The organism is Salinicola lusitanus (genome assembly GCF_038648475.1).
In the GTDB taxonomy this organism is placed as follows: domain Bacteria; phylum Pseudomonadota; class Gammaproteobacteria; order Pseudomonadales; family Halomonadaceae; genus Salinicola; species Salinicola lusitanus.
Window position 1 is genome coordinate 1,074,898 of record NZ_CP151919.1, and the last position, 12,653, is coordinate 1,087,550.

10 protein-coding genes are annotated in these 12,653 nt (G+C 64.7%); 5 read left to right on the top strand and 5 right to left on the bottom strand.

What is annotated here, in order from left to right; all coding sequences use genetic code 11:
* Positions 1-550 precede the first annotated feature (550 nt).
* Together AAGT95_RS04980 and AAGT95_RS04985 are read right to left on the bottom strand one after the other, a co-directional pair.
* Entirely contained in the window at positions 551-2,032 is a 1,482-nt protein-coding gene (locus AAGT95_RS04980; RefSeq protein ID WP_342595730.1) for a PAS domain-containing protein, read from the bottom strand.
* A 105-nt stretch (positions 2,033-2,137) separates the two neighbouring features.
* Complete coding sequence (locus tag AAGT95_RS04985) at positions 2,138-2,866, bottom strand: VIT family protein (RefSeq protein ID WP_342595731.1); 729 nt, start codon at positions 2,864-2,866, stop codon at positions 2,138-2,140.
* 991 nt (positions 2,867-3,857) lie between these two features.
* Between AAGT95_RS04985 and AAGT95_RS04990 the strand changes: the two genes are divergently transcribed.
* The 3 genes from AAGT95_RS04990 to AAGT95_RS05000 all read left to right on the top strand — a co-directional run bounded on the left by AAGT95_RS04990 (position 3,858) and on the right by AAGT95_RS05000 (position 6,920).
* Entirely contained in the window at positions 3,858-5,219 is a 1,362-nt protein-coding gene (locus AAGT95_RS04990; protein ID WP_342595732.1) for a maltoporin, read from the top strand.
* A gap of 98 nt (positions 5,220-5,317) precedes the next feature.
* Positions 5,318-6,232 (top strand): MalM family protein, encoded by a 915-nt coding sequence (locus tag AAGT95_RS04995; RefSeq protein ID WP_342595733.1) that lies wholly within the window; start codon positions 5,318-5,320, stop codon positions 6,230-6,232.
* Between the two features lie 148 nt (positions 6,233-6,380).
* Positions 6,381-6,920, top strand: coding sequence for a cytochrome b (locus tag AAGT95_RS05000; RefSeq protein WP_198655651.1), 540 nt, complete (start codon positions 6,381-6,383; stop codon positions 6,918-6,920).
* Positions 6,921-6,995: 75 nt separating this feature from the next.
* On the opposite strand, the gene AAGT95_RS05005 is transcribed toward AAGT95_RS05000, so the two are convergent.
* The 3 genes from AAGT95_RS05005 to denD all read right to left on the bottom strand — a co-directional run bounded on the left by AAGT95_RS05005 (position 6,996) and on the right by denD (position 10,634).
* On the bottom strand, positions 6,996-8,162 hold the full coding sequence (locus AAGT95_RS05005) for an L-rhamnonate dehydratase (RefSeq protein ID WP_342595734.1): 1,167 nt from the start codon (positions 8,160-8,162) through the stop codon (positions 6,996-6,998).
* A gap of 32 nt (positions 8,163-8,194) precedes the next feature.
* The gene (locus AAGT95_RS05010; RefSeq protein WP_342595735.1) at positions 8,195-9,580 is read right to left on the bottom strand and encodes a gluconate:H+ symporter; all 1,386 of its coding nucleotides are present in this window, start codon (positions 9,578-9,580) and stop codon (positions 8,195-8,197) included.
* Positions 9,581-9,674: 94 nt separating this feature from the next.
* Positions 9,675-10,634 carry a D-erythronate dehydrogenase gene (denD, locus tag AAGT95_RS05015; RefSeq protein WP_342595736.1) on the bottom strand — a complete coding sequence of 320 codons (960 nt, stop codon included), beginning with the start codon at positions 10,632-10,634 and terminating at the stop codon, positions 9,675-9,677.
* A 245-nt stretch (positions 10,635-10,879) separates the two neighbouring features.
* On the opposite strand from denD, the gene AAGT95_RS05020 reads away from it, so the two are divergent.
* Both AAGT95_RS05020 and ltnD read left to right on the top strand, forming a co-directional pair.
* Entirely contained in the window at positions 10,880-11,665 is a 786-nt protein-coding gene (locus tag AAGT95_RS05020) for a FadR/GntR family transcriptional regulator (RefSeq protein WP_110601483.1), read from the top strand.
* On the top strand, positions 11,662-12,651 hold the full coding sequence (gene ltnD / locus AAGT95_RS05025; RefSeq protein WP_342595737.1) for an L-threonate dehydrogenase: 990 nt from the start codon (positions 11,662-11,664) through the stop codon (positions 12,649-12,651). Before AAGT95_RS05020 ends, ltnD begins: the two co-directional genes overlap by 4 nt.
* Positions 12,652-12,653: the final 2 nt, after the last annotated feature.

Consider the following 12,653-nt stretch of genomic DNA (forward strand, 5'->3'; position numbering starts at 1 on the left):
CCATGGTAAGCATTGGCACCGGAGAGTGATGATGGATCTATTCAGTCCTAGTCGAGTCGCTCCGATGCTGCAAGCCGACAACGGCCGGCGAGATGACGAATCGCCACTGGTCCGCCCCGGGAGGTGGGCGTCACATCGGCAGAGACAGCGTGGCTGGGGGAATAAAAGGTTTGGCGAGCAACACGAGGGAAAGAAGGCACATCGGAAAGAGATTCGGTGGGTCGATCCACGACAGGATCGCTTCCGTCGATACCGCTCGTCCTGAGCGCCACCGAATCGTCAAGCGCTCCTTCGTTTGACTGCAATACGTTCGACTACCGTAACGTTTCGACTCCGTCCACGCGGCGATCCGAGACACCGATGGTCCGCCGAGGAGCGGGCGGCCTGCCCGTCTTCAGGAGATCCCTCCCCTGTCGCACCTTCCTGGCGCCTCCTCGCGGTCATCACAAGATAGGCGCCCGGCGTCCCGGCCAATAGATTCAAATGCGCCGGTACAGGCAGTGCATTTGCGGGGAAAAATACTTTTCACAACATCATGTTACCCTGGGTTTCAATACTCCCCCTGAAAACCGCGCTGGCGCGCCCAGACGATCGCCTCGCCGCGACTGTGAACGCCCAGCTTCTGGTAGAGCGACGCCACGTAGTTGCGCACGGTGCTATGGGCCAGATCCAGCCGGGTGGCGATGCGCTTGTCCGAGAGTCCGGCACAGATCAGCCCCAGGACATCGCGCTCGCGGGCACTGAGGTCCGCCAGTGCCGTTTGCTGGGTTCCCGAGACATCGGTGCCCGCATCGCGAACATTGGCCAGCTTTTCCACCAGCGTACGAGTGAACCAGGATGCATCTTTCATCACCGCCTCGATCGCATCGGAAAGCTGGTTCTCGTAACGCTTGCGCTCGCTGATATCCACCAGGGTCAGCAGCAGGCAGGCACGACGATTGATTTCGACCGCCTCCGCTGCCAGCACGTAGATGGTGGGCGCGTGGACGTCATCGACGCCCTGCACCTCCATGCCCTCCACATGGCCTGACTCCCCCAGTGCCTTCAGCAACTGCTTGCGTGTCTGCGGCGTGAAGAGCGAATAGTCCTCCAGCCCGGGCGGGTCCGACGCATTGGCGCGACGGACCAGATCGCGCTCGAAGGCCGCATTCGCTTCGATCAGCGTCAGGCTGTCGGCTGAGACCAGAGCCGTGGGGACCGGCGACATCTGGAACACCGTGGCGAACAGCGCCTCGCTCTGGCGCAGGGCGTGCTGTGCCTGGCGGGCCGGTTCCAGATCGGTGAAGGTCAACAGCATGCAGGGGGCGTTCTCGACGTCGATCGGTTGACCGGCGACGATCACGCTCTTGCTGGCGTTGTCCTGTCGGCCGAGTTGCAGGACCGCTTCGGTCTGGGGGATCGACCGGCCGGCACAGAGCCGCTGGATCGCCGACTCGCGCTGAGGCGAATGGGCGAACACGTCGAACTCGTAGATCGAACGCCCCAGGATCTCCTCGGCTGCCAGCTCGGCCATGTCCAGGAAGCCCTGATTGGCGCGAATGAAACGCTGACTATCGAGGCGGCAGATCAGCGCCGGCGCCGGATTGGCGTTGAACGAGCGCTCGAAGCGCTCCTCGGCGCTCGTGAGTTCGGTGATGTCCTCGATGATCAGGGCCAACGCGTCGGGGCGGCCCTCCCGCGAGAGCGTCCTGCCTCGCACCCGGTGATGACGAACGGGCAGTTCGGGGTCGGCAGGTCGGACTTCGAGGATCACGTCCTCGAACGCTTCTCCCTCCAGCAGGCGCTCCATTGGCGACCGCCCCTCGCCGACCTCATGGTGATTGCGATAATAGAGCTCGAAGCGCCGTCGATAGGCGTCGACGTCGGGCCCCAGTTCCTCGATCGATTCGGCCCCGTGCATCTTCAGCGCCGCCGGGTTGGCCCAGCGCAGGCGTCCATCGGGATCCAGCAGCACGATGCCGTCGGAGAGATCGGCGATGAGCTGGTGCAGCGGCGACTGAATCACGCCGGGATCGTCTTTCGGTTCCGACATCTCGTTTCACCACCCTCGGTCATGCTCGGCATCGATCACGACGCCGGGCGCTGTTCGAATCGCACACGCCATCCCCGTGTCGACCGACGCTCTGCGCAGCTCGGGTCAGCTACTTGCCACACCGAACGCCCACCCCACCAGCGCCGTGACCCCCATCGCCAACGCGCCCCAGAAAGTGACCCGCACGATGGCCACCCATAGACGCGACCCCCCGATTCGGGCCGACAGCGCACCCAGCAACGCCAGCGCCAGCAACGACCCCAACGCCACCGTGACGGACGTCGCCATCGTGAACTGGGCCAGCAGCAAGCAGATCATCGGCAGCGCCGCGCCGGACAGGAACATCAAGGCCGACGCCATGGCCGCCTGAAGCGGCCTCGCCTGATTGACGGTGCTGAATCCCAGTTCGTCGCGGGCATGGGCAGCCAGCGCGTCATGGTGCATCAGCTTCTCGGCGACTTCGTGAGCCAGAGCAGGCGCCAGTCCACGGGCTTCGTAGATCTCCGCCAGCTCGCGCACCTCGTGGGCATAGTTGGCCTTGAGCTCGCGCCGCTCCCGCGCCAGATCGGCGCGCTCGGTATCCTTCTGCGAGCTGACCGAGACATATTCGCCCGCCGCCATCGACATCGCGCCGGCCACCGCCCCGGCCGCCCCGGCCGTGAGCACCCCACTCAGACCCGCACCCGCCGTCGCCATGCCGATCACCAGGCTGGCGGTCGACACGATACCGTCGTTGGCGCCCAGTACCGCGGCCCGCAACCAGCCCACGCGGTCCGAATAGTGGCGCTCCTTGGGTATGGTCATGCCCGGCTGCTGCCCTGACTCCAATTTCATGCCGCTCTCCGTCCTCTTTCCGTCGTACCCGTCGTCTCTACCGCCCTGTCCAGAGCACCGAGTCCGTCCATCTTAAGTCAAGCCGTCCACGGAGAGACAAGCTTTCTGCACCCATTCGAATTCTCTGATAAAGCGATTTCTGTCTCCCTCTCCAACCGACCGAAATGGCGCTGATCTCAGATCAACGACAGGCGCATTTTTTCCCTGGAACCGGCATCTGTCTTGTCGCCGACTTCGCCTGTCTTTTATCCGATGTAAAGATTTCCACCCGATATCCAATCGACACTTTATTCGGCTCTCGCAGGATTCTAACGCTCGCCCTTGTCGCCTCATCCGAAAGACGCCGCGACCTAGCACAAACCAATATTGGTGATATTTACCACCTTGGTATTAATCACATCAGCTACAACTCGCCAAAATCGATTATAAATTATTGATTTTTAGATAAAAATATAAACACCCAATAACCATAGTTAATACCTTTGTCTTTATAGACCATGGTTACAATGAAAGTTTACGGAGTTATGGAAATAATGGCTCCCCACAAGCGAAGCCCGATCGCACCAACGAAGGCCAATCCGGCCGATGGGGAACATCACTGGTTTTCGCCAAAACAGGCACTGCCCCAGGCAGAGGACCGAATCGACTTTGACGCCTCTTCCCGGTGATCCGTTGTCGCTGAAAAACGACAGAAAACACCGATGGCAGCATGATCGCTCCATGGCGATTGGCGGTATGGGGTCGGACCAACGGTGACGATATCCAGGGAATACGGCAACGATACTCATAGTTAATAAAAAATGGATTGACTCATATCTCTTTCGATATCGATGGCGATATTGAGTATGTCGAGCACGACGCTTTGGCAGAGCCATTCACGACTCCCCCGATACGTCGGTGGCGATTCTCTCCCAGAGCGCCTTGCGTAGCCGAATGCTTTATCCGGCTGCCCAAACAGCAATCAATGACAAGACCACGAGGGACACCAATAATGATTGCCTCACACTCCGTGCTACGCCGGCCGCTCCTCACCGCCGTCATCGGTGCCTCCTGCATCATGCCGGCCCTGGCTTACGCCGATATCAACCCCGAGTTCTTCGGCTACGCCCGATCCGGTATCGGCTCGACCTCCGGTGGCGGCAGCCAGACCTGCTTCAAGGCCTCCGGCGCGCCGGCCAAATACCGCCTCGGCAACGAATGCGAGACTTATGCGGAGATCGGCCTGGGCGCGCAGCTCTACCAGCAGCAGGACACGTCGTTCGACTTCGCCAGCCGGGTCGCCTACGTCACCGCGCAGGACAACGACGACGAATCGCTCAAGGACGACGACAACAACATCTCGCTTCGGGAGATGTACGTCTCCGGCAACAATGTCGTCGGCGGCCTTCCCGGGGCCTCGCTCTGGGCGGGCAAGCGCTTCTACAAGCGTCACGACATCCACATGAACGACTTCTACTACTGGGATGTGTCGGGTCCCGGTGTGGGGATCTCGGATATCGATGTCGGCACCGGCAAGCTCAGCTTCGCCTGGACCCGCAGCGAAGGTGACGACGACGGTGACGGCCTGTTCCCCGACTCCGGCCAGCAGATCTCCGACGACACCCTCGATGCGCGCTGGAGCGACATCCCGGTCAATCCCGGCGGCTCGCTGGAGCTCGGCATCGACTACGGTCGTTCATCGCTGTCCGAATGGCAGAAGGATTACTACGACGACCAGGGCGTCGACTACGACGAGGGCGACAAAGGCTGGATGGGCACCATCGAGCATACCCAGAATGGCTGGTTCGGCGGCAGTAACACCTTCGCGGTGCAGTACGCCACCGACGGCATCATCACCCGCGATGGCAATGCGGTGGGGCGCGGTACCGGCGCCCTGCGCCAGGAAGGCAGCATGTGGCGCGCGCTCGACCACGGTCAGGTCTGGCTGATACCGGATCAGCTCGACATGCTCTATGCCCTCGTCTACGAGGACAAGGACATGGACGACAATACCGGTCGCAAGTGGTTCTCCGCCGGGGTGCGTCCTGTCTACTACTGGAGCGATATCATGAGCACCGCGGTCGAGCTGGGCTATGACCATATCGAACCGCAGAGTGGCGTCACCGGCTACAACGACAGCGATCATCACCTGACCAAACTGACCATCGCCCAGCAGTGGTCGGCGGGACGCGGCGCCATGATCCGCCCCACCATCCGGCTGTTCGCCACCTATGCCAAATGGAGCGGTGACGCCTATACCGACGCCCGCAATGCCAACTCGCTCGATACCGGTGCCGGCCCCAACAACGTCGACTTCGACGACACCGACGGGCTGACGTTCGGCGCCCAGATGGAGGTGTGGTGGGGTAGCTGAGCCCCGACCGCGAGATCCATGCTCGCGCTGTTTCGATCCCTTGGGCTCCGGAGACTTGTCGCTCCGGAGCCGTTTTCGTCTCCAGCAGGAGTTCCCGAATGTTGAGTTCGTATCGACTCGCCGTGCCCTTGAGCACGCTCCTTTTCGCCCTGGCGGGATGCAGCACGCCGCTGATGGCACCGCACTCCCCGACCATGCCGGCCCAGCAGGGGCAGCAGGCGCTGGCCAGCGCACCGGACTGCTGCACCTCGCTGGCCAGCCTGCCGTATCGGCCGATATCGGCCCAGGAGACCCTGACGCTGGACTTCACGCCACAGGCGCCGGTTCACGATTTCGGCGACGGCAAGAGCTTCTTCCAGGCGTTCGCGCTGCCCCGCAACAACGGCCCGGTGGCGATCAGCGTCACCAGTCCGATCCGGGACGGCCAGGTGTTCGCGCCCACCCTCCTGGTCCTCGACGCGGCGTTTCAGCCGGTCAGGCAGGTCCCGAGCGATTCGCTCCGGGTACGTCGCCCCACCGGCTTCTCCGGCGCCCGGCTCGAGGGCGAGTTCAGCCTGACCCCCGGCCCCGACGCCCAGTACCTCGTCATCTATTCGAGCGCGCAGGATCGCCAGGCAACGACGAGCTACGAGTCGGAAGCGAAAGCCTATGCTCGGGTCAGAGGTCTTGCCGAGCCCCCCGGCCCGGATCCTCGCGCCGTGCATGCCGCTACCGGCACGCTCACCCTCGAGATCGCCTCGCTGACCGGCAACACCGGCCTGACGCCGCTGACCACCGCAGCCCCCCCGCCAGCGCAACGCCCGGCGCCGTCCGAAGCGCAGGGTGTGGCCCCGGCGCCCGCTTCGGCCACGACGAGCCATAACGCCGACTTCGATTACCGCCGCATGATCGATGCCGCACTCAAGGCCGGCGATATCGAGCTCGCCCTGGAGCTGGCCGATCGCGCGGAACGCAGCGGACATCCCGGCACCCGCGCCTGGCTGGCCGAGCGACTGCAGGCCAGGACGCCCTGAGTCAATCTCGAGGTTTCGGGCGATGAGGTAGCGTCGGTTACCGTCGTGGCGATACGTTGGCGCCACGACGGCAAGCCGGAGTTAAGCCAACCCTAAGCCGGTGATGCTTAGGATGGTGGCTCCCTTGTGCCTCGGAGGATTGCCCGTCGTGAACGACACGCTACCCAATCGCTATTCGGCGAAGGCCCGCCATTTTCACTGGACCGTTGCCGCCCTGGTCGTGCTGGCCTACGCGCTCATCCTGTCGACGGATATCTTCCCGCGCGATACCGGCATACCGGCCCTGCTGCTGCAAAGCCACTTCTGGGCCGGTATCGGCGTGCTGCTGCTGGCGATTCCCCGCCTGATCGAACGCCTTCGCCATACGCCCCCGTCCGTGTCGCCGCCACTGCACCCGAAGCTCGAACTGCTGTCGCGACTCACCCATTGGGCGCTCTACGCGTTTCTGTTCGCCCAGCCGCTATTGGGCATCGCAACGGTGTGGCTGAGCGACGGCGCGATCCCGATCCCCGGTACATCACTGGCGATACCCTCGCCCTTCGGCGTGTTGCCGCACTGGGGGCACTCGCTGGAGTCGATCCACAAGACGCTGGGCACGGTGTTCTACTACGTGATCGGCTTGCATATCGCGGCAGTGGTCTGGCACCAGTTCGTGCGCCGGGACAACCTGCTCAAGCGAATGTGGTGACGTGATGGCGTGAAGCGCCACGACGGTGGGCTCCGGGGAGTGGCGACGCGACGCCGTTCGCGCCGCCACGGCCCCTCACTCGAGGATATGGAAACCGTCGAGGTAGCGCTCGTTGAGGGAGAGGCCGAGCCCCGGCACGTCGTCGGCAAGATCGAGATGGCCCTCGACCGGTGCCGGGTCGCCCTCGAACAGGTAGTAGAAGAGCTCGTTGCCGATCTCGACGTCATGCACCGGGAAGAACTCCGACATTGGCGATGCCAGCGACGACATCGTCAGATGGTAGTTGTGCATCTGCCCCGCATGCGGGATCACCGGCACCTCGAACGCTTCCGCCATGGCGTTGATCTTGCGCGCCACGGTGATGCCGCCGACCCGGTTGGTATCGTACTGGATCACCGAGACCGCACGCTTTTCCAGCAACTGGCGGAAACCGTGGACGGTGAACTCATGCTCGCCGCCGGAGATCGGCGCGATGCGATTGAGCTCGGCATAGCCGTCGATATCGTCGGCGATGACCGGCTCCTCCAGCCAGCGCAGCTCGAACGGCGCCAGCCTGGGCAGCATGCGTCGGGCGTAGTCGAGGTTCCAGCCCATGTAGCAGTCGGCCATCAGGTCGATATCCTCACCGATCACCTCGCGGACCGCTGCCACGCTCTTGAGATTCTCACGCATGCCCCTTGGCCCGTCCTTGGGCCCATAGCCGAAACGCATCTTCATCGCCTGGAAGCCCTGATCGAGATAGCCCTGCGCCTCGGCCTGCATGACATCGAGATCGTCGTGGTAAAGCTTGGAGGCGTAGCACGGGATCTTCTCCTTGGTGCGCCCGCCGAGCAGCTTGAACACCGGCTTGTCGAGCGCCTTGCCCATCAGGTCCCAGATCGCGATATCGACGCCGGAGATCGCCGCCATGCCGATGCCACGCCGCCCCCAGGCCAGCGTGGCGCGGTACATGCGCTGCCACAGGTATTCATAGTCGAACGGATCCTGGCCCACGATCAGCGGCGCCAGATGCTGATCGACGATGGTCTTGGCGACCCTAGGTGCCAACGCCACGTTGCCGAGGCCGACCAGACCGCTATCGGTTTCGATTTCGATCACCGTCCAGCCGTGAAAGCGAAAGCTCTGCATCGCATCGCCGCGATCCCACAGCGCATCCATGGCGTTGGTGCAGAAGTGCGCCTTGGGCGGCACCGTCTCGCCTTTCCATTCGAAAACCCGGGCGCGGACGCGGGTGATTTTCATATCGGGACTCCTTGTCGTTTGACGGGCGGCCATCAACCCACGAAGGCGTTGGCGACCAGCAGCGCCACCAGCCCGGTGGCCCAGCCCAGGGTGGTCGGCACCGACAGCACCAGCAGCTGATGCTTGGCGGTCTTGACCCCCAGCAGCCGGTTGACGACCCAGAAATAGCTGTCGTTGAAATAGCTGAAGAAGAGTCCGCCCAGGCACGCCGCCTGCGCCGCCAGCACCATGTTGACGTCCGGCATCGAGGCCAGGATCGGCGCCGAGATCGACGCCCCAGTGATCATGGATACCGTGCCGCTGCCCTGCACGAAGCGCACCAGGGTGGCGATGAGGAACGGGATCAGCACCGCCGGCAGCGCCAGCCCGGCAATGCTCTCGCCGATGTAGTCACCGGCACCGCTGGCTCGCAGCACGGCGCCCAGTGCGCCCCCAGCACCGGTGACCAGCAGGATGATACCGGCGCTCTCGACCCCTTTTTCCAGATGCGCCAGGACCTGGTCCTTGGGCATCTTCGGCACCAGCCCGTAGACCGCCACCAGTACGCCGATGCCCACCGCGATCACCGGGTGGCCGACGAACTGAACCACCTGCACGAAGAGACCTGGCGCATCGCTGCCGCCCACCAAGGCGGTGACCAGGGTATTGAAGAAGATCAGCGCGATCGGCAAGGCGATCGGCAGCACCGACTTGAACAGCGTCGGCAGTTCGCTCTCCTCGAGGGGGGCCGCGAGCGGGTCGTCCGTCGCGTCCCGCTTCAGCGATCCCGGTACGTCACGCTCGATCATCGCCTCGATGCGCGGGCCCATGAAGCGGGCATAGAGCACCATCACGATCAGCGCCGGCGCGGTGAAGACCAGGCCCCAGGCGATCATCAGACCGATATCGACACCGAAGATGCCGGCGACGCCCAGCGGGCCCGGTGTCGGCGGTACCGCACTGTGGGTCACCGCCAGCCCCGAGGCCAGCGCGATGCCGAGGGTGAGCACCGAGCGCCCGCTGTTGCGTGCCAGTGCCCGCACCAGCGGATTGAGGATCACGTAGGCGGAGTCGCAGAAGATCGGGATCGAGACGATATAACCGGTCAGCGCCATCGCCCAATCCTCGCGCTCCTTGCCGAGCAGCTTGAGGATCGAATAGGCCATGCGCTGGCCGGCGCCGGAGACTTCGAGAATCCGCCCCATCATCACCCCGAAGCCGATCACCAGGCCGATGGTGGAGAGGGTCTTGCCGAAGCCGGTGGTGATGGCATCGATCACCGCATTGGGCGACATGCCGCCGATCAGACCGGCGATCGAGGCGGCGATGACCAGGGCGAGCAGCGCGTGAACGCGGGTCTTCAGCACCAGCGCGATCATCACGAAGATGGCGATACCCAGGCCGATGATGACCTGGGGTCCCGCAACGGTGTCTGTCATGGCGTGAACTCCTTGTGGGCTTTATTGCGTGTTGTTGCCTGCTTGGTCCAAGGAACGGGTCTAGCGAGTCGGAAGCGTCTTGTCGGAGACCGGATCAGTGATCGAGTTCGTCCTCCCGGTAGGCACGGATGATGGCGTCGAAATCGCTGTCGGCCCGGAAACCGAGCCCCAAGGGTCGTGCGGTATCCAGCCCGCCCGGCCAGCTGGCAACGATGGCGTCGATCCCGGCATCCGGCTCGAAGCGCACCCGTTGGCGGGCGGACGGGCCGGCCACGCGCTCCAGCGCGTCGAGCATCGCGGTGACCGTCACCGTGATCCCGGGCAGGTTGAGCGTGCGCCAGTCCCCCAGCGCCTCGCCCTCGATCGACAGCGCATGGGCCAGGTTGGCGACCACGGCACGGGGCGAGGAGAGCCACAGCGCCAGGCCGGCATCCACCGGACAAACCGCTTCGACGCCCGCGAGCGGCTCGCGGATGATCGCGCTGGCAAACGACGACGCTGCCCGGTTGGGCTTGCCGGGGCGCACCACGATGGTGGGCAGGCGGCAGACCCGGCCATCGACGAAGCCGCGCCGGCTGTAGTCGTTGACCAGCAGCTCGCCCATCGCCTTCTGCGCGCCATAGGAGGAGCGCGGCTGCGGGCCGATCGCCTCGGCCACTGGCAGGGCCAGCCCCGGACCGAACACCGCCAGCGAGCTGGCGAACAGGAAACGCAGCCGCTTCGGATGGGCCCGGCACGCTTCCAGCAGCGCTCGCGTGGCATCCAGGTTGACCCGCATGCCGAGCTCGAAGTCCGCCTCGGCCTGGGCGCTGACCACCGCCGCCAGGTGGCAGACGGCGCCGGTATCGTCGCCAAGGGCTCGTTCGATCAGCGCCGGATCGGCGACATCGCCGGTGAGCGATTCGACCCGGTCTTCGGCTATCGGACACGGCGCCAGATCGATCGACGTCACTCGCGTGACGGCCTGCCCTGCGATCGAGACCTCTCCCGATAGCAGTTGCCGAACCAGCCTTGCGCCGAGGAACCCGGCGCCTCCCGTCACGATCACGTGCATTCGCTCTCTCCTGATGCCGGTGAATTGCCACTTGCCTCACGCCGTCGACGGGCTCGAATTGACCAAAGGCGAATTGCGTCGACGATCGAGATTTAACATCTTGTCTGACAAATTTGGCGCACAGGCAATATCGCCATTGGTCGGAGAACGAAGCGGAGCACCGTCGTCACGGCAGTTGGCGATGGTCCGCTTCGACGAACGCATGAGAGATCCCAACCGTGAATCCAGAACCGCGAACCAGCCGCGTGAGTGAAACCCCGGACCCGCCATCGCGCGGCCCGCAGCTCTCCGAACAGGTCGCCCAACGGCTGAGCGATGCCATCCAGGCCGGCGAATGGGGCCGCGGCGCGCGCCTGCCCACCGAGGCGGCGCTGGGCGAGCGATTCGGCATCAGCCGCTCGGTGGTGCGCGAAGCGATATCGATGTTGCGCAATGGGGGGCTCGTCACCTCGCGTCGCGGCAGCGGCAGCTTCGTCGCCGAATCCCCGACGGTCTCGCTGCGTCTGGCGATTCCCGATCCCGACCTGCAGTCGGTGGTCGAGGTGCTGGAGCTGCGGCGTCCGCTGGAGGTGGAAGCCGCCCGGCTCGCCGCCGAACGCCACACCCCCTCCCAGTTGCGTCGAATCCGAAACGCCATGGCGGACATCGATGAAGCGGTCGAGGCAGGGCTTTCCGGTGTCGACCAGGATCTCGCCTTCCACCGCGCCATCGCCGAAGCGGCCAACAACAGCCACTTCACCGCCGTGCTCGATTTCTACAACCGCTTTCTGCACCAGGCGATCCGGGTGACGCGGACCAACGAATCGCTGCGCGACACCTTCATGCAGCAGGTCGTTGCCGAGCACCAGGCGATACTCGATGCCATCGCCGCCGGCGATGGCGAGGCCGCCGCCCGCGCCGCCGCCACGCATCTGGAACACGCCGAAACGCGCCTGCGCCAGGCGCCGACCGATCTGCTCGAGCGCGTGGAAGCGCAGCGCGGATCGGCCTCGATATCATCGACAGAATCCACGGGAGGCAATTCGCGATGAGTACCACACTACGACCGCGGGTCGGGGTCATCGGGCTGGGCTCGATGGGGATGGGCATGGCCCTGTCGCTGGTCCGCGCCGGCTTCGAGACCTGGGGCTGCGACCTCCGCGAGGAAGCGCGGGCGGGTTTTGCCAAGGGGGGCGGGCACGCCGTGGCGACGCCCGCAGCGATGGCGGCCGAGGTCGAGATCGTGCTGACCGTAGTGGTCAACGCCGAGCAGACCCGCAGCGTGCTGTTCGGCGGTGACGGCCTGCTGCCGGGGTTGAAGCCGGGCAGCCTGGTGATCTCGTGTGCGACCTGCGCCCCGGATGCCGTGCAGGCGCTGGGGGCCGACCTCGCCGAGCGTGAGGTCCACCTGCTCGATGCGCCGATTTCGGGCGGGTCGGTCAAGGCGGCCGCCGGTCAGTTGACGATGATGACCTCCGGCCCCGCGGCGCTGTTCGAGCGCGCCGAAGCGGTCCTCGACGCCCTCGCCGCCAAGGTGTTCCGGCTCGGCGACGAGCTCGGCCAGGGCTCCCAGGTGAAACTGGTCAATCAGCTGCTGGCGGGCGTGCATATCGCCGCCGCCGCCGAGGCGATGGCCTACGGCATTCGCGGCGGCTGCGATCCGCAGACGCTTTACGAGGTGATCACCCAGAGCGCCGGCAACTCGTGGATGTTCGAAAACCGCGTGCCGCACATCCTGGCCGGCGACTACACCCCGCACTCGGCGGTGGATATCTTCGTCAAGGATCTGGGGATCGTTCACGATACCGCCCATCGCGACAAGTTCCCGCTGCCGCTGACCGCCCAGGCGCTGAGTCAGTTCACCCTCGCCTCCGCCCAGGGGCTGGGCCGCGAGGACGACTCGGCGGTGATCAAGGTCTATCCGGGCATCGAGCTGCCCGGCACGGCGGCCAACGACGCCGGTTTCGGCACGGATGGCGCTGATACAGGCCCCAGCGCCGGGCCCGACGCCGGTCCCAACGATCACGGAGGTGCTTGAGC